The organism is Ruminococcus sp. HUN007, from assembly GCF_000712055.1.
Classification (GTDB): Bacteria; Bacillota; Clostridia; order Oscillospirales; family Ruminococcaceae; genus HUN007.
Genome location: NZ_JOOA01000002.1, coordinates 506,140 through 526,298, shown reverse-complemented (window position 1 = coordinate 526,298; position 20,159 = coordinate 506,140). Strand labels below are relative to the sequence as shown.

Below are 20,159 nucleotides of genomic sequence, written 5' to 3'. Positions count from 1 at the left end.
ATACATTGAAACTCTCGGTAAACTCATTGTAGGCTTACGCATAGACGACTGGAATGCTGAAGGTCTGGAAAAATACAAAACTGAATTTCAGCAGTTCATTGATACAGTAGAAGACTACAACAGTAAAGATCACAGTCGTTCGGAAAATGCAAAAGAATCATGTAAATTTACTTTTTACGATGACAACGGAGAAGAAGTTGTACGAGTATTTGATAAAGTTGAATACAGCAACCGTGCAAAGCTTCTCTACAATGATATAACAAGTGCTATTGATGAAATGGGACAGTCAATAACTGAACAGGAAAAACGTCAGGTACTTGTTGAAATACTCGAAAAGATGTTCAGATAGAGGATGAAAGATGGTAAACGGAATATCATACTTTGATAATGCGGCAACGACATTTCCAAAGCCGGAAGAAGTTTATTCCTTCATGGATAAGTTCTACCGTGAATGCGGAGTAAATGCCGGAAGAGGTCAGCACAGGCTTTCGGCCAAAGCAAATGCTCTTATAGAGGAGACAAGAAAATTACTGCTTGATCTTTTTCACTGCAGCAATAAAAAAGTTGTATTTACAGGTACGGCAACAGAAGCAATAAATCTTATTCTTTCAGGAATAGATATCCCGGAAAAAAGTACGGTTTACATTTCTCCGTTTGAACACAATGCGGTAACAAGAATGCTGCATCATCTGCAGAAGAAAACAGATTTCAGTATAGAACAGCTTTCGGTCAACAAAGAAACAAAAGCATATGATACTGCAAAAATCTCTGAACAGTTTAAAAATAAAAAAACCGTTTTGTGTTATTGTAAGTCATGCAAGCAATGTCTGCGGAGCGGTTGCTCCAATTGAATATATCTTTTCAGAAGCAAAACAGTCTGACGCAGTCACTATAGTTGACATGTGCCAGACTGCTGGTCTAATTGATACCGATCTGAGCAGTGACATTTTTGATTTTGCCGTTTTTGAAGGACACAAAACCTTGTATGGACCAATGGGAATCGGCGGATTTATATGCAAACAATCTGTTTCAGTTCCGCCTTTGATTTACGGCGGAACAGGTGTCGAGTCAGCAAATCAGGATATGCCGGATGAAGTACCTGTAAAGTATGAAGCAGGAAGTCATAATATTTCAGCGGCAGCAGGACTTAATGCAGCTCTTAAATGGATCATGAAAACAGGTATAGAAAAGATCTATTCTGAGGAACAGACAAAGAAGGAAAGACTTGTATCTGTTCTTAAATCATATTCAAACATCAATGTCATTGAACCTGAAGAAAGCATAGGAGTTGTATCATGTACCTTTGACGGTTACAGCAGTGACAACATCGGACAGGTTCTTAGTGACCATGACATAGCTGTAAGAACAGGACTTCACTGTTCACCATATGCACATAAGTTTTTAGGAACATTTCCGGCAGGAACGGTACGGTTTAGTTTGAATTACTTTAATGAGGATGCAGACTTTGAAAAGCTGAACGAAGTACTTGAATATATTGAAGAGAATTCATGAATGTAGCTGTACTACAGGGGATGAATATAGTGGAAAATATAAAGTCAATAGTTGAAAAGCTTATTACAAAATCAAGAAATAATTACATTACTGAGGATGATTTCTTTTCTGTAATTGATGATAATAATATAAGTTTTGATCAGATACCAGGAATATATGCAATGTTGTCAAGTCACGGCGTTGATATTGCTTCAGATGAAGAGTTGATTAAGAAACAGGTAATCCATAATGTATCAGAACGAAGAAAACTATATTTAAAAGAGCAGGGAAATTATCAGGAAGAAAGCGGAGATCTGATAAAAAAGAGATTCTTTTTTGATTATAATCGCTCAAGATGTCAGTCATCTTATATGCCTGTTACTATGTTAGGGATGTTTGAATGTGCTGATGATAAAGGTAAAGTATTTGTTTCAGACTTAGTGAGATATTTCAAAGAATTCTATGAAGACAGAAAAAATAACAATCTTTTAGCAGAACGATCTGATAGTATTTTTTACAACTCATCTCCGACTGATAAAGAAATAAAAAAGTTGATCCTTTTCAATCCGTTAGGAAGATCGTGTCTTGTGAAATATATTCGATATGATGAAGAAACAGATTGTCTTCTCTTTAACGAAAATCTATGGAATAGTTTTTCAATTGTTGATGTGAAAAATATTATTCAGAGAAGTAAAGATATACTTACTGTTTATTATGAAAAGTTATCGCAGAGACAAAAATGATTTATATTCTATTATGAAATGGTGGTGGGATAATGAGTTTGATTGAGGTAGAGGTTCAGCCGGAATACCGTTCGTTAGTCGGGAATATCGTTAAGGATTTTTATAATCCGTTGCTGAGTAGAGCTGTTATGTATAAAAGGTCGGTAGGTTTTTTCTCTTCATCAGCTCTGAGTGAAATATCAAAAGGTATATTTGGTCTTGTCAGAAATGGCGGACATATTCAGTTAGTAGCATCTCCGTATCTTTCTGAAAGTGATATTCATTCTATTAAGATGGGGTATGAAGATCGTGATAGAATTATTAAGGAAGCAATACTTAAAGAGTTAAAAGAACCGGAAACCGTGTTTGAAGGGCAGCGTTTAAATATACTTGCTAATTTGATTTCGTCCGGTGTCATGGATATAAAAATTGCTCTTATTGAAGATAAAAATAATCTGGGAATGTATCATGAAAAAATGGGGATAATCGTTGATTCTGATGGTAATAGAGTGGCATTTTCAGGTTCAATGAATGAGTCATCAACTGCATTGCTTGTTAATTACGAAACAATAGATGCGTTTTGCAGCTGGAACGGAGCGAATGAAGAAAAGCGTGTAATTATCAAGGAACAGGCATTTGAATCAATATGGAACAATGTTGATCCGAATGTGACCATTATTGATTTTCCAGAGCTTACTGATGAAATTATCAATAGGTACAAGAAATCAGATGTTGATTTTGAAAAAGAAGATAATGATCGTGGTTATGATTTTCCGGATTTCAATATAGAAGTAGAATTAGATACGAATCATTATCCAAGAGTTCCTGATGGATTTAGTTTTCATGATTATCAGTTAGAAGCAATTGATAACTGGGAAAAGAATGATTATGTTGGCATATTTGATATGGCTACTGGTACAGGAAAAACATATACAGGGTTAGGATCGGTAGTTAGATTATCTGAAAAATTAAATCATAAACTTGCAGTTATCATAGTATGTCCGTTTCAGCACCTGGTTGAACAATGGGCTGAAGATATTCGTAAGTTTAATATGGAACCTATTATCGGATACAGTTCTTCTTCTCAAAAGGACTGGAAGAAGTCTCTTGAAAATGCTGTATTCGATCAGAAACTTAATCTGGAAGGAAAAGAATTCTTTTGCTTAGTTTGCACAAATGCTACTTTTTCAAGTTCTTTTGTACAGACACAATTAAATAGAATTAATGGTGATTGTTTACTACTTGTTGATGAAGCACATAATTTTGGTTCGTTAAATTTAAGAAAGCTGCTTGATGAAAAATATAATTATCGTCTGGCTCTTTCAGCTACACTTGAACGAATATATGATGAAGACGGAACAAAGAAACTCATGGAGTATTTCGGCAATAAGTGTATAGAATATGATCTAAGAAGAGCTATAGAAGAAAAGAAACTTACACGATATAAATATTATCCGGTTTTGGTTGAGCTTACTTCCGATGAATTAAAAAAAGTACAATGCATTAACAAGGCAGATCGTACGTTCCGGTTTATCTGTAGATAAATTCGGTAACAGAAAACTGAATGATACCGGAAAAATGCTTGCGTTAAAAAGAGCCAGGGGAGTAGCTGCTGCGGAAAACAAAATTTATGAACTTGAAAAAGTTATTCAGCCTTATTTGAACGACAATCATATTTTAGTGTATTGCGGCTCAGCAACTATGCCAAATATCGATAGCGGCAATATGAACATAGAAGATGAAGATATACGTCAAATCGATATGATAACTGTTCTTCTTGGAAATAAGCTTAACATGAAAGTTTCACAATATACATCAAGAGAAAGCATGCCTGAACGAAAAGTTATTAAGGATGCATTTGCAGAAGGTGAAGAACTTCAGGCTTTGGTTGCAATTAAGTGCCTTGATGAAGGTGTGAACATTCCAAGTATAAAAACTGCATTTATTCTTGCGAGCACATCAAATCCTAAGGAATATATTCAAAGGCGAGGAAGAGTACTTAGACTTTATGAAGGAAAAGACTTTGCGGAAATTTATGATTTCATAACGCTGCCTCAGAAGCTTAATGATACCTTTTCAGCGACTAAAGAAGAAATAGAACCTTCGTTAGGACTTGTAAGAAAAGAACTTAAACGTGCATTTGAATTTGCGGATATAGCAGATAATTACATAGAGGTAAACGATATACTTAATGAAATCAAAGAATTGTATGGTATAGACGAAGAAATTGATCAGTTTAAAGAGGAGTTTGATTATTATGAGTGATTATTCATACAAAGAATCGGATTTAGAAATTGACGAAGCAAAGGTAAAAAAAATTAATTCGAAGAATTATTGTAGCCGAAAGTAAAAACATTAAAAGTGAAGAAAAGTCTGATGCGCAGATGGTTAGGGATATAAAAAGCATGATTGAGGAGGAAGTAAAATGTTATTAAAAAGCATTACTCTTACAGATTTCAGGCAGTTTAAGGGGACACAGAAAGTAGAATTTGCAACAGACAGTCAGAAAAACGTAACAGTTATTATGGGTGTAAACGGTTCAGGTAAAACAACTCTTGCTCAGGCTTTTACATGGTGCCTTTATGGAAAAACTGATTTTTCAGATCCTAATGTATTGTGTAAAGCTACTTTGCAGGAAATGGGCCAGAATACCAGTAAAACTGTTAGTGTTGCCATTGAGTTAAGGCATAATGGAATTGATTATACAATAACAAGAAAACAAGTATATACAGTTGATATGGTAGGCACATTAAGAAAGCCTTTATTTGCAGAACAAGAGATAGCATTTAAGGATCGCGATGGTAATAGGAGGTTTGTACCTGATTTTGAAAGAGATTATAAGATAAAAGAGATTTTGCCGTTTGAACTTTCAAAGTACTTTTTCTTTGATGGAGAAAGAATCGGTAATATGAGTAAAGAGATTCAGTCAGGTAAAAGTGATGAGTTTGCAGATGCTGTTAAAAATTTGCTTGGCTTGAAATCATATATTTCAGCCATGACACATTTGAAAGGTGTTCGCGCAGGAAAGAATACTGTAATAGGAAGTTACAATGATCAGTACAGTGATGATGCTGATGGAAAAATTAGAGAATATTCTAACAAAATAATGTCGTTTGAAACAGAACTTGACTCTAAGAATAAAAGAATAGATGAACTTAATCAAAGACTCGAGATAATTAATCAAAAGAAGATAGATTTAAGTATAATAATCGAAAAAAACAAAAGTAGTGAACAGCTGGCCAATCAAAAGAAAATACTTGAGTCAGATATTAAACATAAAAAAGAAAGAATTAGTGGATATACTACTGCGATGATTGCAAATTTTGGCCTTTATTATAAAAACCATTTTAGTAAAAAGATGATGATAGATGCTTTGTCAGTTTTATCGGAAACAGATAAGTTAGATAAAGGTGTTCCGGATATTCATAAGCGAACAATAGAATTTTTAATTAAGCGTGGATGTTGTATATGCGGAAATCCGATTACGCTGGATTCTGATGAATATAAGACACTTATTGATTTGCTTCAGTATATTCCACCCAAAGCTTTAGGGAATATGATTAATGATTTTGTCAAAGAATGCAAAACTAAAATTGAAAATACACCGGATCTTTTTGAATTACTTAAACGTGATGTGGCAGATAAAAGAACTGAAGAGAACTCTTTGGACAGAGATTATAGGCTTATGAAAAGCATAGTTGATGATATAAGCAAACTTGACGATGTTGGCTCAATTCAGCAGGAACTTAATAAAATCAATGATGAAGAAAAGAAGACTCGTTATGAATTAAACGAATTAACTAAGAGAGTAGGGGTATTGAATTCTGAAATTGAGAAGAACGAAACTTTGAGAAAAGAACTGTCTTTGAAAAATGACAATAACAGAAAAATAGAGCTTTATAAGGCTTATGCTGAAAGAATATTTAACGTTATTAAGAATGATTATGATAATCAGGAGAATATTGTAAGAAGTAAACTGGAAGAAAACATCAATACAATTTTCAAAAAAATCTATAATGGTGGTTTATCATTAAAAATAGATGAACGTTATAATGTTCAGACAATCGTAAATGATTTTAATAGTTATAATGAAGGTGTGGAGACTTCAACAGCACAGAGCATTTCTATTATTTTTGCTTTTATTGCAGGTGTAATAAAGGTAGCAAGAGAAAATGATCAGACTAATGAAATGCTTTCGACTGAAGCTTATCCGCTTGTTATGGATGCTCCGTTATCAGCATTTGACAAGGAGAGAATACAGACGGTATGTAGTACACTTCCTAATATTGCTGAACAGGTTATCATTTTCATTAAGGATACCGACGGTGAAATCGCAGAAAAGTATCTTAGCAGTAAGATAGGAATGAATTACAGTTTTGATAAAGTAAACGAATTTGAAACTAATCTGATGCAGAGGTGATTATAGTGTTTGATAAAGAATATGCTTTTAAAGGAATGCATGCAGAGTATGTTAATAATCTGACAAAAGAATTCGATAATGCTGGACATAGACTTTTTTCAAGAAACTTTGATGTTTATCTGTTGGCACCAGTAATAGGTTTTCTCTATCAGCGTAAGTCAGAGATGGATTCAAAACCTGATATTAAGCCTACTAAAATATTTGGTGATATTCTGTTTAATAACAGAGATGACCTTATGTTCAATTACAGATTAATCATGCTTCTTGATGTCAAAAATGAACCTAATGCTGAAAAGAGAATTGACAAAGCTTTTCGAGGCGAGAATGTTCAGTCAGACATCGATCTTTATGAGAGCTATGTTCGCGGTGGAGTTGAAGTACTCTATGAAAAACTTATGCAAGGAGTTAATAATCCAGAGGATTATACCATAAGATTGTATGAATTTCTCGAAGAATTTGATACCAGATATAATCAGGAAATTGATATGGATTCATTACTTGAGCTTTGTAGAAAGATAAGAGCATAATATGAATTCGCAAAAGCCTGAAGAAAAAGTAATAGAAGTTTTAATCCAGCTTTTTCGAAAAAACAATTATGTTACAGAATCAGAAATTGCAGATGCTTGTGATGATTATGATATACCTTTTCACCGTACCGACTATATAACAGATAGTCTTCTTGCAAAAGGAGTTTTAATCTCAGATTCTCCAGTCTTTTTTGATGTTGTTTTTTCTGATAATTCAGAATCATATGCAGATGAAGATACAGTCGATTATACGGATGAACAGGCAGAAATTGTTTACTCTTTTTTCGAAGAAAACTATCCGGGAATGGATTTTATCATTGATGCTGTACGTAGTTTTAATTATCAGGAAAAGGTATCTATTATGCCGTTACTTGATCAAGCCCAAAACGGAAATAAGTTAGCCAGAGAATATCTTATAAGAAGATATTTAAAAAGTGCTCTGAAAATCTGTTATAATTACAGAAATCGAACTGTTATACCTATAGAAGACTTATTTCCGGTGGCTGTTCAAGGAATAATAGATGCTTTAGCACATTATCATAAAAACAATGGCAGCTATCTGGTCTCGTATTTAGGTTTGGGGATGAGGCAAAAGATAGATCGTTACATAGCAGATAATCAATCATTGATTCGATTACCTATTCATTTGCATGAAAAATATGATTATAAAACTATTCTTACTAAATACGATCTAGATGAAGATAATCTGAAAAATTGTTTTGGAAATTCGGAAACTATTGATAAAATTATTCAGCTTATTAAGTATCAGACTCCTAAATCTCTTGATGAAATTATTGAGTTGAATGATGAAGTTGTAATTGAAGATGAATTTTATATTTTGGAGAATCTTGAAAAAAAAAGAATTGATAAGATTGTTTTCTGGTTTAGCTGGTATAATAGGTGAAAAAGAATTAGATGTTTTACGATATCGCTATGGTTTGAATTGTAAAAGAAGTCATACATTAGAGGAAACAGGAAAAAAGTATGGGGTCACAAGAGAACGTATTCGTCAGATAGAAGCGAGGGCTTTTAGAAAATTTAAAAAAAGTGTTAAAGTATCAAGAATGTTTGAAGGGTATATTTGAGATAAGTTTTATTGTGAAGGCTTTTGGATAATAAAAAAAGGGAAGTGATAATATGAGTCCTGAAGAATTAGTAATAGAGATTTTGTTGAGAAGGGCTACTGTAAAAGGAGAGTTAACTGAAGAAGAAATCTGTAATATATGTGAAGAAAGAAACATAGCTTATGCGAAAACAAGCTATATAATCGAAAAACTTATGTCCAAAGGGGTTCGAATAATATCCACAAACTATGGAAATTCATATGGTAAGAAAAATTCCAGAAAATCGTCTTATAATTTAAAAACATCAAGAAGTGATTATCAATTTGATTCAGCTAAAACAGAATCGATATCAAATAGTTTATCATCAGATAATGACATTGCTTCTGATGATACTATCGTGAATTTATATTCTGAAAAAGCTTACGCTGATTGTATGCCAACATATTTAAAATATAAAAATGAAGTATTCTATTTAAATAACTGGAAGGATGTATATGTAAAAGTTATGTCTTTACTTGCTTATAGATACGATTCTAAACTTGCATCTTGGGCAGGTTTCGGCGATATTTTCAGGATTAAGGATTTGCCGAGTGATTATTCTGAAGATAATTTCAAACCTATCAGCCGAGACATATACATCAAAACAGATTATAATACAGAGGAACTCTTATTTAAGATAAGAAAATATATTAACGTTTGTAATGCTGATATAAAAGATATTGTTATTGGGTGTAAGAAAAATACTGATGTCAATGCAGAACATGAAAAAAAGAAATCTGTTGATGACGGAAAGTCGTTAATTAATGAAGAAACAAAAACCACAGCTGACAACATTAGTGATCTTCCAACTGAAAAAGTACATATCAGTGAAACTGAAATTAATACTATTCCAGCTAAAACGGAGGTTAAACAATCGGAAATAAAACCGGTTTCTAAAACCAGTGATAGTATTATTAAGTGCGTTTCCAGTATAAATGACTCATTTTCTGCCACAATATCAAAACTGAAAAAGGCTGCATCAGAAATTATTGAATGTGAAGATCATGAGAAAGCGGTAACTGTTTTTTCAGAAATACATAGCAATATTTGTTCTTTAAATGCTATAAAAAACTACACTAGACAGTTTTTTGAATAAAATAAATAATACACAGCAAATAATAAATACAGCTTTATCGGCCGAAAGTTCTTTTAATACCATTGATGAGGTTGTAGAATATACAGATAAAGTGATTATGGAATATAAAAAGAAACTGTGTCTAATAATATCCAGTCTAAGTTCAGATATATTAACTGACGAACTAGAATCTAATATAGCAACATTAAATGTATTGATGTCTCTTAATGCTGAATTAAAGAGAATAAGAGAACTTTTGAATTTAAATAATAATGAAAAAAATACAAGTCAAAACAATGCTGAATTAAATGCATCAAAGAAGATTTATGAATTAACAGTTTTTTCAGATTTTACGAAAATGAAAGTAAAATCTATAAAACTAATGAATAGCACCTATGAAGTAAAAGGAATGGATGAGGCTTTTTCTATTATTTGTTATGTCTTGCGGTCTATAAATAAAGATAAAATATCTTATCTTGTAAACAGATATTTAATCGTTGCAGAAAAAAAAGTTAAGATATTTTCATATTATTGCGAGGAACAAGGTTTTCAGCCGCTTGGAAATTCCGGAATATACTATAACATAAATGACATGACTAATGAAGAGATTGTTTTAACAATTAGAATATTATTGCAATTTTATGATTTAAGGCCAGAAGCAGACTTAGTTTTTTATGCTACAGATATTGACGCATAGAAGGTTTGAGGAATCAATTGATAATTAAGAAAGAAGAGGTACTAAAACATGAAAACAACAGGTGTAGTAAGAAAAATCGATGACCTTGGCAGAATAGTATTACCTATGGAAGTCAGAAAAGGTTTAGGCATTGAAGATAAGGAAAGCTTAGAAATCTTTACTGATGAAGATATGATAATACTAAAGAAACTGAATGGTTCATGTGTTATATGCGGGAGCAGCGATAATCTTATTGACTATAAAGGAAAGAGTTTATGTCGTGCGTGTGTTGAAGGGCTACAGTTTTAAAATCCGGTAATATATTTAGGGGTGTTGGTTATGGTTGATAACAAAAAAATATATATTGATAGAATGATAGAGAACTTGCCTGTATTAAGAGCTAAAAGTGGATTGACACAAGCAGAACTTGCTCAGGTTGTTGGAGTAAGCAGGCAAACTATTCTTGCCGCGGAAAAGAAGCAAAGAGAGCTTACATGGAGTATGTTTCTGGCATTGTTGAATGTATTTGGATCGAATGAAAATACAGCTTCGTTGATTGATACATTTGAAATTAGACCAGAAGGTTATCAGAATTCAGTAAAAAAGCAAGTAGAATGCAAGCCATCTTCCAGTATTAATGTAGAGAAGAAAAATGAATCAGGTAATAGTGATAAGCTTATCATAGAGATGAGTTCGCAAATAAAAGTTTTGAATGATCAGTTATTTGAAGTCAGAGCTAAATTAAATGAATTAGAAATCGAACATTCTCAAATAAAAGAAGAATTAATAATGGCTATGAATAAGATTACATCACAGGATGAGATAATCGAAAAAATAATGAAAAATCGAAATACCGATTAATTCTTTATGAATGATCATTATTCAGTGTTTCCTTAGAAATTATAATGGTATGGAAGTGAATAGCTTTCCCTCATTTCCACCAATTAAATATGCATTAGGATTGTAATGAAATTTAATGTTCTAAAAAGAACTGCAAAAAAATATGCATCACTGATCAGTATTTTACTTATGCTGGCTCTTGCCGTTATAGCATGGTTTTTGCTTAAGGATAATCTGACTGGTTTTATGATTGCGCTCAACTCTATAGCGCTTGGAATCATGGGTGTCAGTACATGGTTTTCTTTTTTCAGCCGTTTTAAGAAGTTTAATAAAATAGCTGATGATCTTGAAAATGTCACTCAGTCAATTCTAATGAATTCAAATGGAGATGTAAAATCTGCAATTATATTTGAACAGGATGTACTTTCAGAGTGTTATGACAATTACCTTTCTGACAGTAAAAAGTATAGTTGCGACATTTCTGATTATATAAATGAAGACCTGCTCGATTCTGCCATAAACAAAAGTATATCAGATCAGATTTCTGGTATTATGACAGGTATCGGTCTGCTTGGAACATTCGTCGGACTTATCGTCGGATTGAGAAATTTCTCAGGCGATACTGAGCAGCTGGCCTCAGGAATCCCGATGCTTCTTGATGGTATGAAAACAGCTTTTCTTACCTCGGTATTCGGTGTAATCTATTCTATTTTCTATAATCTTTTTTATAAAGCAATATATAAGGACGGAATAGAGGCACTGCATAATTTCTATAATGCTTTTTACAGTCATGTCGATGAGGAACCAGATACTAAAAATATCAATCAGATGATTGATTTTCAGCGCGCTCAGAACGATATTCTTTTAAGAATGCCTGAAGTTATGTCTGAATCAGTTTCCAAAGCTATGGTCAGCGAAATCAATAATGTTCTTACTCCTACAATGAATAAGCTAGATGAGCTTCTTAGCGAGTTTATTAATCAGGCTATAAATAGTCAGAAGGAGAATCTGGAGACAATCGTAAACCATTTTGTTTCCAGTATGAACGAGGCTTTGCATGATAAATTTGCAGATCTTGGTGAAACGATAGAAAAAACATGTGAAGTATCAAAGCAGAATAATGAACTGATGCAAACTGTTGTTTCCGATATTATTAAGCAGGAAACAACTCTGGCACAAATGAATAATGCGCTTGATGATGCTCTTGATAACATTGGAAAGTATGAGAATCTACTTAATCAGTATAATGAGTCTCTTCTTGAAAATAATAAAGAAACACAGACTCTTATCAAGGAAATCGGAGCAATGCAGACAGAAGCCATTGGCGGCGTCAGAGAACTCAAAGAAGATCTTTCGAATTCTCTTGGATATATTAAGGGTGTTCAGGAACTTGTTACTTCAACGTATTCTGATACAATTGGCGGTATAGGAGCTATGAAGGATAGCGTAAATGAAGTGTTCCGGGAAACCTCCGCTGAAGTTCGTACTATGCAGGAAGAGTTAAAAAAATCTGTTGCAGATACAAACCAGATCATGCAGGAAGGAATCAAGGAATACTTTATTGAAACAGCAACGAGAGTAACTGAAATTCAGTCTGATTTAGTCGAATGTATTGCTAAGAATTCAGCTGAAATGCATGATAAGGTGAAGGACATTATTGCCGATTCTACAAACACTCTCACAGAAAAAATAGAAGAAACTATAACGAGATTTCAAAATGGATTTACAGATTCGTTTAAAAATGTTTCAGTTGATGTTAAGCAATTTACTGATGCCCTTTCCAAAACTATGGATCAGACTAATAATGTTGTAACTTCTATGAAGAAAATGTCGGATAGCAATGTAGAAGTTCTTGATAGTAATCGTAAGTTAATCAGCTCCCTTGATGAAAAAATCCAGACACTTACTAATTCATATAAGGAAACTGCAGAGAGTACAATTAAGCAGATGGATGAACAGACAAATATATTTAAGGACGTTGTTTCTAATCTTGTATCTGAACTTAGCAAGTCCGGCGAAACATTTTCCGAACAGTGCAGCAGCAGGCTTAATGAACTTATGGAAACCTATAGGAAAATATCAGAAGATTCTCTTCGTAATCTTAAATGTGAACTCGATACAGTAAGTGAACTTTCAAATGGAGTGCTGAATGAACTTAAGGGTATCAAATCAAAGATTGGCTCAGAATGTCATGAACTTGAAAGTTCACTTGGAAAATCGCTGACAACTTCATTTGATACATTTGACAGAAATCTTGCTGAAATAACCGGACATTTGAATTCTTCTATAAAGGGAATCCAGGAGGTCGTTGACAGTATTCAGCCATCATTATATAAGTCAATCAATCAGATGACTGATACACTCGACAAATGTGCGGATAAATTAAGCAAGGAAACTGCGGATCAGGGGTGAGTTGATTGAGAAAAGGGAAAAGAAAACGCGGGATAAAATCCAAAGAGGGTATAGGGTACTGGCAATCATATTCAGATCTTATGGCTGCACTTCTCCTGATGTTTATACTTATTACTATGGCGATACTTATTAAATCCAATTATGAGTATCAGAAAAAACTTGAAGAACAGCGTCTGGCTCAGCAGCAGATCATGGAACAAAATGAAGCCATGAAGAGACAGCAGGAACTGCTTGAAGAACAGGAAAAGAAAATTAATGATCTGATTGGCGTAAAAGCCGAGATCATTGAAGAACTTAGTGATGCTTTTAATGATGTTGATCTGAAGGTAACAATCGATAATAATACCGGTGCCATAGCTTTCGCTTCGAGCGTTTTGTTTGATTATAATAAGTCAGATATCAAGAAGAGTGGTGAGGAATTCCTTAATCAGTTTATTCCGATTTATATGGAAAGCATTTTGAATGACAGATTCAGAGATGATATTTCAGAGATTATTATCGAAGGATATACAGATAATGTAGGGGATTATGTTTATAATCTTGAATTGTCACAGAAGAGAGCTTTTTCAGTATCAAAATATTGTCTCGATAATCCTTCTCTTCTTAATTCGACTGAAGAATATGATAACCTGAAAAATATTCTTACTACAAACGGAAAATCAATGACGAATCTGATCTATAAAGAAAACGGCGAAGTTGATAGTGATGCTTCAAGAAGAGTAGAATTCAAGTTCAGGCTTAAAGATGACGAAATGATAAACGAACTGAAGGAAATACTTGAAAGTAATAAAACAGAGGACTGACCTATGGATGTAAAAGTTTATTATGAACCTCTTAAACTTATAAAGCAAAAGAATCTGATTGCAAATGAACACAAGAGTAAAAAAGACTTTGAAAATCCGCCAGAAGGTTTTATTGAGAAGAAAATTAAAGAAATAAGCGGCTTAAAGGAATCTGCTCTTGCTGGTTATTCGGATTTGCTAAAAGATTATGAACTCCAGTACCTTGCTTATTATCTACCGAAAGAGAAGAAAATGGATATCAGTCGAAAAATTAAACTGGTATTGCTGCATCGTTCATCTCAGGATATAATGGAATGCTATTATAATTCATGGCAGAATTACTTTGATAATAATCCTGATAATTATAATCAGAGGGTTTTGATGGACCTTTCTGAAAATGGTAAATATCTTAGAAGTTATAGTATTAGTATAGAAGATGTTGAAGAGATGATAATGTCTTCGCCATATTTGGTTCTGACAACTCTTATAAGCAAGAATTCAAAAGATGATTATGAATTCGTTATGCAGGATCGATATAATATTAAACCTTATTCTCGCCTTGGGAAAAAAATCATAAAATCAAGATATTTATATTGTTCAGGAAAGGACTATATAAAAGCCGGACAAAGTTTTCTGTGTGACATAGTGAATGAATATGACGTAAATGATAAGACACAATTTTTCATTAATTTTGTTACTAAAATGAATAAAGTTAATCTTGCTGAATATCTTGATCTTGAAAAGATCGCTGAAAGATTTATCGGTCCTGATACGGAAAAATATAATAATCTTCCTGGTAAAATCAAGACTCTTCTTAATTCGTGGTTCAATGCTAAAAAGATAAACGACTTATTTGGCGAAGGCGAAAGAGGTCAGTTCTGGAGAGCCAGAGCGCTTGAATATAATGCTCAGAAAGTAGTTCGATACGGTAATCACAATATGATTGTTATGACATTTCCTAAATTTGTAGCAACTGAATTTCTTGATTACGAAAGCAAAAAAGATTCAAAAGATAAAAAGTACGGTCCTATATATATCATGCCTACTGATGTATATGAAAATATATTTTTAAAGATACTTCAAAAATATCATGAAACAGCGGCAGAACTTAAAAGTGATCTGTTTCATGAATTCGAGAATAGTCAGTATAGAATAGTTCATCGTTCTGGGTGGAGAGAATCAGTGTACTCTATGATCAGGTGGTTGTCGTAATCGTATCTTAAACCTTTCCATAACGCATCAACCTTGCCTTAAGCCCGCAAACCGTCGCATTATAATAAAAAAGCAAAAGCCGGCAATGTGGGGGAAGGTGACGGAAAAGGAGTGCAGAGGGAAAACCGTAGGAAGGGGGAGAAATGCCGGCTTTTGCTGCGGTTTAATCGTTCTCCCCCTTCATAGGGTTGTCCCTTTGCAAAAGACCTGTAATTATCTTTCAAAAAAACACTATGATGAAATTGCTATAAATCAATTATTATGCTATAATAATAATTGATTTTATTTTTTAATATTCACTATAACAGAAATGAACACCATCTGCTGTTTGATGTAAACGGAGAAAGAGAAATATTATGTTAGTTGATAAACTTAACCTGAAAAATTTCAGAAAATACGAAGATTTTGAAATTGAGTTTAAAGACAGACTTACCGTGATCATTGGTGCTAATGGAAGCGGTAAATCTACAATAATTGATGCAACAGGGAAGTTATTAAGCGTTGTATTCAGATCTCTTTTTGATTTCAAAAGCGAAACTATGAGAAAAAATGATATTCGACTTAATAAAGGTGAGAAATGCTTCCCGGTTGAAATATCAATGTCAGGATATGTTTCGGGACTGGAATGCAGTTATACCCAGACAATGAAATATAACGGCAACAGAAACAGCTATGCTGCTTCTGAAGTTTCAGGAATTTATAATGATAAACTTGCAAAAGAGAATGATAATACTGTTTTACCGGTTGTTTGTGCATACGGTGCCGGACGATTATGGAATAACTCTGAAAGTATTTCGCTTGATAATCTTACGAAGACATCTTTCAGTCGTAAAAACGGATATTCCAGCTGCCTTGATGCTCATCTTGATTCAAAATCAATGAATATCTGGTTTGAGAAAATGACTTATCTTGAATTGCAGTCCCGTAAAAGCGATGCTTTGTTATCTGCCGTAACTGAGGCTGTTGAAGATGCATTTAAACTGTTAAGTGGATTTAGCAGTGTAAAGGTACAGAGCAATTTGCTGGAACATGAGCTTGAAGTAACTTATAAAGATAAGAAAAAAAAAGGAACATGTGCTTCTTACATCACAATTAAGTGATGGGTACCGCAGTTTTATTTGTCTTATTGCTGATATAGCCTATCGTATGGCATCTGTTAATCCGGGGCTTAAAAAGAAAGCAATTAAAGAAACTGATGGCATAATCCTTATCGATGAGATTGATCTGCATCTTCATCCGGAATGGCAGCAGAGGATACTTGAAGTTCTTATGAAAGTATTCCCGAAGGTACAGTTCATTGTTACAACTCATGCGCCTGCTGTTATCAATTCCGCGAAAAGAGAAAGCCTTATCATTCTTAATGGTGATAAAGCTGAATATCCTTCAATTGAAACATATGGCCGTGAATAATCTATAAGAAAACAAAACGCGCCGCATCTCAGCTCCGGTGAACCGGAAGTGTGATGCGGCGTGTGTATTTTATGCTAGGAATTCATCAGGGAAAGAAGCTCGTTCGTCCTGCTTATGATCTCATCATAAAGCGCCTTGTAGTCACCGGGCTGTTTGTTCCGGAGCAGATCGGTAAGTTCGCACAGGGGAGCGGCTATCGGTTTGAGTTCGAGGTTGTTTACGCCGCCTTTGAGCTTGTGGGCGATGTGGTACGCTTTATCAAGATCACCTGCTTCGAGGGCTTCTCCGAGTGAACCGGAGGAAAGCTCTTTAACGGTGATGTCTACAAGACGAAGGTAGAGTGCTTCGTTATCGGCACAGCGGGACATGCCTTTTTTCGTGTCTGCACCGTATTCTTCAAGTTTTTTCACTGTCAGCATAACAGCCCCTCCTTTTTCGGTGAACTGATCATCAGCTTTTCAAACTCATCTGCCGGGAGAGGACGTGAGAAGTAGTAGCCCTGGATGACATTGCAGCCAAGCGTTTTCAGTTCGGCATACTGTTCGGCAGTCTCAACGCCTTCGGCAATGGTCGGTACTTCGAAGGATTTTGCAAGTCTGATCATCGCTTCAAGAAGCCTTGTGTCTTTCTGCTCCTTGAAAGCACTGCGGATGAACTGTATGTCGAGTTTGAGTGCATCGATAGGCATATCTATGAGCATGCTCAGTGAAGAATAACCGCAGCCGAAGTCGTCCATTTCGATGTAGAATCCGTGCTCGCGAAGCTTCTTCACCGTTGTTATTATCTGATCAGTTTTTTCCGTATAGGCCGATTCGGTTATTTCGAGCAGAAGGTTTTCAGGCTTTATCCCGTTTTCCTTCGTGATCTCAAGAAGCTTTACCGGCAGTTCCGGATCGTACAGATTTATTCGTGAGACATTTACCGAGACTGGAAGTGAGATGTTCAGGCGCTCCTTCCAGTCTTTTATCTGTGATGCGGTCTGTGACCAGACGTAGTGGTCAAGTTCTTCAATAAGACCGTTGTTCTCGAACAGCGGGATAAACGCAGCAGGGCTAACAAGTCCGAGCTTCGGATGATTCCAGCGTACCAGAGCTTCGGCACTGCTTAAAACCGGAACATCTTTTCCTATGTCGAATTTCGGCTGATAGAAAACTGTAAACTGCTTTTCACGTATAGCAGCGTGAAAGTCGTCAATAAGCTGTTCTCTGAGGATCTCCGCTTCACGCATCGAATTGTCGAAAAATCCTATCGGGGATGTCAGATGATCGCGGACGCTGTCTGCCGCCATTTTCGCACAGTCGAATCTGCGCTCAATGTCGGTGTCATTGTCCGCATCAACGTAAACACCCATTCTCAGACGGACAGGGTTTTCACCGTTGCTGTTATCGTCAAGACACGCGGACAGACGGGAAAGAAGTGCTTTGTAATCTCCGGTGTGCCTGCAGTACATCAGAAATGTGTCTGCTCCGCTGCGGCACACGATGCCGCCGGCTTCGTTTACATATGACATGGCCTTGTCTGCGATGCACTTAAGTATCTCGTCGCCGCGCTTTTTTCCGTAACGGTCGTTGTATGTGTGAAAATGATTGATATCGAACACGATCGCATCTGTCGGAGTGTCTTTGTGGTAGAGATCGAGCTGTGCGACATAGTGGTAGAAAAATTCCCTGTTGTAGAGTCCGGTAAGCTGATCCTTCTCGGTCAGACGTAGAGTCTCACGGTCTTCGTACAGTTCTATTGTCCTGCGTATGCGCGCACGGATAACTTTTGAGGCAGGGTAGGGTTTCGGTATGAAATCCACTGCGCCCAGTGTCAGACATTCCACTTCGGCTTCATTGTCCGATGTCATTACGATGACAGGAAGGCGGGAACAGTCGGTGTCCTTTTTTATCCGGTCAAGGACCTCCATACCGCTGATGCCGGGAAGAAGGAGATCGAGCAGGACTATGCTGAGTGTTTCGTGCTGATCTTTAATGATCTCCAGAGCTTCTTCTCCGGTTTCCGCGATCAGGACCTCGTATCTGTCGCCGAGAGTTGCCTTCATCGTCTCCTGACCTACAATATCATCCTCGACAAGCAGAATGCGTCTTCTTTCTTCGGATATACTGAAATTGTTTTTAGCAGTCATAAATGATACCCCTTCCTATTCAAAGCTTCCGTACATTGCGACGGCTTCATCTACGGTGAGTTCACCTTTTCCCACACGGAATGCCGCGGCGCGTATCTGTACCGTAAGCGGATCGGTTATGCCGAGCACTTCCGGGGACAGTATACGGTCGGAAGGCATCTGACCGAAAGGAGCGTAAACCGGGTCGAAGGACATGTCCGCAGCAGGAGTTACCAGACGTTTTAAGGAAGCCATGTTGTTAAGTTCCGTATCAGTGATAAGAAAGCGCATAAACTCGTTTGTCATGTCAGGATCATCGCAGTTTTTGTTTACGGAGAACTCTACGGACGGACTGTCGATAAAGTATCCGCCTTCATCTGTGCACGGGATCGGATAGAATCTGTATTCAAAAGGAGCCTTTGTGAATGCTTCCGACTGGCTTTCACGTTTCCTTGTACCGGATACGGTATCACCGGTGCATATCATCATCGGAACATCGCCTTCAAAAAAGCGCAGTATAACCTGGGTGTAGTTGTCTTCTATCTCATCACATGCACTCAGATCAATGCATCCGTTTTCGATAAGCTGCTCAACCGTGTTCAGTGCAGGCCGCATGTATTCACCGGCAGCAGGTGACAGGTCGTTTGCCAGTTTAAGTGCTTCCTTGTCTGATGCAAGCGTGGCTGTAAAGCACGGATAAGCGACCGTGTTCATAAAGCAGCTTGACGGATCGTGACTGTAACCCATCATAGGGCTTGCGTAACCCCTGTCACGGAATTTTCCGCATACATCAAGCAGCTCCGGCCATGTGTCGGGAACTTCAAGACCTTCTTTTTTAAACAGATCAGTGTTCACAAGCATACCGTAGGTCCTCGAGAAGATCGGTACCATCAACACGCGTCCCTCTGCATCATGGTTTACAAGACCGGAGCGTATGCAGTCAAGATCAAGCGACAGCTTCGGGTCGGAAAGATCTTCTGCCGATGAAAACACCGTGTCGTATTGGCTGTTTCCGATCATCCAGGCGTAGGAGAAGAAAATGTCGGGTCCTTCTTTTCCGCTTAACGCCATGCCTATTGTGTTGTTGTAGTCATCGAGCTTTAAATAGCTCATGCGTACATCCGGATATATTTCATTGAACCGGTCAAACTCCGCTTCGAGTGCTTCAAAGTTGTCGTAGCTTCCGGCTACCGTTATGCTGCAGTTTGTTTTTGTGTCAAGATGCGGATCAAATCCCGCTTCAGATCTGTCGTCTGTTTTTCCGTCACAGGCGGTCATTGACATGATCACTGCTATGTTCAGAATTATGCAGGACAGTTTTTTCATCCCCGTTTTTCCCCCTTGATTCTGCGAATTTCCTTTATGACAAGGTTAATATCCAC

Annotated in this window: 21 protein-coding genes; 18 read left to right on the top strand and 3 right to left on the bottom strand. The window is 36.0% G+C overall.

The genetic code is table 11. The features are described 5' to 3' along the window. The first annotated feature begins 359 nt into the window (after nt 1-359). From CC97_RS20920 to CC97_RS06310, 18 genes are all read left to right on the top strand, one after another. Complete coding sequence (locus tag CC97_RS20920) at nt 360-851, top strand: aminotransferase class V-fold PLP-dependent enzyme (protein WP_242848143.1); 492 nt, start codon at nt 360-362, stop codon at nt 849-851. Beyond that, nucleotides 751-1,512 carry an aminotransferase class V-fold PLP-dependent enzyme gene (locus tag CC97_RS06380; RefSeq protein WP_242848142.1) on the top strand — a complete coding sequence of 254 codons (762 nt, stop codon included), beginning with the start codon at nt 751-753 and terminating at the stop codon, nt 1,510-1,512. Before CC97_RS20920 ends, CC97_RS06380 begins: the two co-directional genes overlap by 101 nt. Before the next feature lie 29 nt (nt 1,513-1,541). Continuing rightward, the gene (locus tag CC97_RS06375) at nt 1,542-2,234 is read left to right on the top strand and encodes a hypothetical protein (protein WP_156036801.1); all 693 of its coding nucleotides are present in this window, start codon (nt 1,542-1,544) and stop codon (nt 2,232-2,234) included. 32 nt (nt 2,235-2,266) lie between these two features. Continuing rightward, complete coding sequence (locus CC97_RS06370; RefSeq protein ID WP_242848141.1) at nt 2,267-3,757, top strand: DEAD/DEAH box helicase family protein; 1,491 nt, start codon at nt 2,267-2,269, stop codon at nt 3,755-3,757. Between the two features lie 34 nt (nt 3,758-3,791). Then, nucleotides 3,792-4,478: a helicase-related protein gene (locus CC97_RS20915; RefSeq protein ID WP_242848140.1), complete on the top strand. Its 687-nt coding sequence runs from the start codon at nt 3,792-3,794 to the stop codon at nt 4,476-4,478. A gap of 160 nt (nt 4,479-4,638) precedes the next feature. Continuing rightward, nucleotides 4,639-6,633, top strand: a complete 1,995-nt coding sequence (locus CC97_RS06365; RefSeq protein ID WP_044974297.1) for an AAA family ATPase — start codon at nt 4,639-4,641, stop codon at nt 6,631-6,633. A 5-nt stretch (nt 6,634-6,638) separates the two neighbouring features. Then, a complete protein-coding gene (locus tag CC97_RS06360) occupies nt 6,639-7,160 on the top strand; it encodes a hypothetical protein (protein WP_044974296.1) in 522 nt (173 codons plus the stop codon). A gap of 1 nt (nt 7,161) precedes the next feature. Beyond that, complete coding sequence (locus CC97_RS06355) at nt 7,162-8,064, top strand: hypothetical protein (RefSeq protein WP_044974295.1); 903 nt, start codon at nt 7,162-7,164, stop codon at nt 8,062-8,064. Next, complete coding sequence (locus CC97_RS21550) at nt 7,985-8,245, top strand: sigma factor-like helix-turn-helix DNA-binding protein (RefSeq protein WP_081850012.1); 261 nt, start codon at nt 7,985-7,987, stop codon at nt 8,243-8,245. The genes CC97_RS06355 and CC97_RS21550 overlap by 80 nt, the downstream gene beginning before the upstream one ends. A gap of 52 nt (nt 8,246-8,297) precedes the next feature. Beyond that, the gene (locus CC97_RS06350; protein ID WP_044974294.1) at nt 8,298-9,359 is read left to right on the top strand and encodes a hypothetical protein; all 1,062 of its coding nucleotides are present in this window, start codon (nt 8,298-8,300) and stop codon (nt 9,357-9,359) included. Then, nucleotides 9,352-10,035, top strand: coding sequence for a hypothetical protein (locus CC97_RS06345; protein WP_044974293.1), 684 nt, complete (start codon nt 9,352-9,354; stop codon nt 10,033-10,035). The genes CC97_RS06350 and CC97_RS06345 overlap by 8 nt, the downstream gene beginning before the upstream one ends. A gap of 48 nt (nt 10,036-10,083) precedes the next feature. After that, nucleotides 10,084-10,323: an AbrB/MazE/SpoVT family DNA-binding domain-containing protein gene (locus CC97_RS06340; RefSeq protein WP_044974292.1), complete on the top strand. Its 240-nt coding sequence runs from the start codon at nt 10,084-10,086 to the stop codon at nt 10,321-10,323. 30 nt (nt 10,324-10,353) lie between these two features. After that, on the top strand, nt 10,354-10,875 hold the full coding sequence (locus tag CC97_RS18685) for a helix-turn-helix transcriptional regulator (RefSeq protein WP_049962733.1): 522 nt from the start codon (nt 10,354-10,356) through the stop codon (nt 10,873-10,875). 105 nt (nt 10,876-10,980) lie between these two features. Continuing rightward, nucleotides 10,981-13,266 carry a MotA/TolQ/ExbB proton channel family protein gene (locus CC97_RS06330; protein WP_044974291.1) on the top strand — a complete coding sequence of 762 codons (2,286 nt, stop codon included), beginning with the start codon at nt 10,981-10,983 and terminating at the stop codon, nt 13,264-13,266. 5 nt (nt 13,267-13,271) lie between these two features. After that, nucleotides 13,272-14,069, top strand: coding sequence for an OmpA family protein (locus tag CC97_RS06325; RefSeq protein WP_049962732.1), 798 nt, complete (start codon nt 13,272-13,274; stop codon nt 14,067-14,069). Nucleotides 14,070-14,072: 3 nt separating this feature from the next. After that, the gene (locus CC97_RS06320) at nt 14,073-15,260 is read left to right on the top strand and encodes a hypothetical protein (protein ID WP_044974290.1); all 1,188 of its coding nucleotides are present in this window, start codon (nt 14,073-14,075) and stop codon (nt 15,258-15,260) included. A 356-nt stretch (nt 15,261-15,616) separates the two neighbouring features. After that, a complete protein-coding gene (locus tag CC97_RS06315) occupies nt 15,617-16,360 on the top strand; it encodes an AAA family ATPase (protein WP_044974289.1) in 744 nt (247 codons plus the stop codon). Further along, complete coding sequence (locus CC97_RS06310; protein ID WP_197021835.1) at nt 16,335-16,670, top strand: AAA family ATPase; 336 nt, start codon at nt 16,335-16,337, stop codon at nt 16,668-16,670. Before CC97_RS06315 ends, CC97_RS06310 begins: the two co-directional genes overlap by 26 nt. A 74-nt stretch (nt 16,671-16,744) precedes the next feature. Here the strand turns inward: CC97_RS06310 and CC97_RS06305 are convergent, their stop codons facing one another. The 3 genes from CC97_RS06305 to CC97_RS06295 are packed head-to-tail and all read right to left on the bottom strand — an operon-like array spanning nt 16,745 to nt 20,103. Further along, nucleotides 16,745-17,089: an Hpt domain-containing protein gene (locus CC97_RS06305; protein ID WP_044974287.1), complete on the bottom strand. Its 345-nt coding sequence runs from the start codon at nt 17,087-17,089 to the stop codon at nt 16,745-16,747. Beyond that, nucleotides 17,083-18,798, bottom strand: a complete 1,716-nt coding sequence (locus CC97_RS06300; RefSeq protein WP_044974286.1) for an EAL domain-containing response regulator — start codon at nt 18,796-18,798, stop codon at nt 17,083-17,085. The genes CC97_RS06305 and CC97_RS06300 overlap by 7 nt, the downstream gene beginning before the upstream one ends. A gap of 15 nt (nt 18,799-18,813) precedes the next feature. Beyond that, on the bottom strand, nt 18,814-20,103 hold the full coding sequence (locus CC97_RS06295) for an extracellular solute-binding protein (protein ID WP_044974285.1): 1,290 nt from the start codon (nt 20,101-20,103) through the stop codon (nt 18,814-18,816). Nucleotides 20,104-20,159: the final 56 nt, after the last annotated feature.

Bases quoted from the DNA above. Each gene is read 5' to 3' on its own strand.
- CC97_RS20920 (WP_242848143.1), top strand. From the start codon at position 360: ATGGTAAACGGAATATCATACTTTGATAATGCGGCAACGACATTTCCA.
- CC97_RS06380 (WP_242848142.1), top strand. From the start codon at position 751: ATGATACTGCAAAAATCTCTGAACAGTTTAAAAATAAAAAAACCGTTT.
- CC97_RS06370 (WP_242848141.1), top strand. From the start codon at position 2,267: ATGAGTTTGATTGAGGTAGAGGTTCAGCCGGAATACCGTTCGTTAGTC.
- CC97_RS20915 (WP_242848140.1), top strand. From the start codon at position 3,792: ATGCTTGCGTTAAAAAGAGCCAGGGGAGTAGCTGCTGCGGAAAACAAA.
- CC97_RS06365 (WP_044974297.1), top strand. From the start codon at position 4,639: ATGTTATTAAAAAGCATTACTCTTACAGATTTCAGGCAGTTTAAGGGG.
- CC97_RS06355 (WP_044974295.1), top strand. From the start codon at position 7,162: ATGAATTCGCAAAAGCCTGAAGAAAAAGTAATAGAAGTTTTAATCCAG.
- CC97_RS21550 (WP_081850012.1), top strand. From the start codon at position 7,985: ATGAATTTTATATTTTGGAGAATCTTGAAAAAAAAAGAATTGATAAGA.
- CC97_RS06350 (WP_044974294.1), top strand. From the start codon at position 8,298: ATGAGTCCTGAAGAATTAGTAATAGAGATTTTGTTGAGAAGGGCTACT.
- CC97_RS06340 (WP_044974292.1), top strand. From the start codon at position 10,084: ATGAAAACAACAGGTGTAGTAAGAAAAATCGATGACCTTGGCAGAATA.
- CC97_RS18685 (WP_049962733.1), top strand. From the start codon at position 10,354: ATGGTTGATAACAAAAAAATATATATTGATAGAATGATAGAGAACTTG.
- CC97_RS06330 (WP_044974291.1), top strand. From the start codon at position 10,981: ATGAAATTTAATGTTCTAAAAAGAACTGCAAAAAAATATGCATCACTG.
- CC97_RS06320 (WP_044974290.1), top strand. From the start codon at position 14,073: ATGGATGTAAAAGTTTATTATGAACCTCTTAAACTTATAAAGCAAAAG.
- CC97_RS06315 (WP_044974289.1), top strand. From the start codon at position 15,617: ATGTTAGTTGATAAACTTAACCTGAAAAATTTCAGAAAATACGAAGAT.
- CC97_RS06305 (WP_044974287.1), bottom strand. From the start codon at position 17,089: ATGCTGACAGTGAAAAAACTTGAAGAATACGGTGCAGACACGAAAAAA.
- CC97_RS06300 (WP_044974286.1), bottom strand. From the start codon at position 18,798: ATGACTGCTAAAAACAATTTCAGTATATCCGAAGAAAGAAGACGCATT.
- CC97_RS06295 (WP_044974285.1), bottom strand. From the start codon at position 20,103: ATGAAAAAACTGTCCTGCATAATTCTGAACATAGCAGTGATCATGTCA.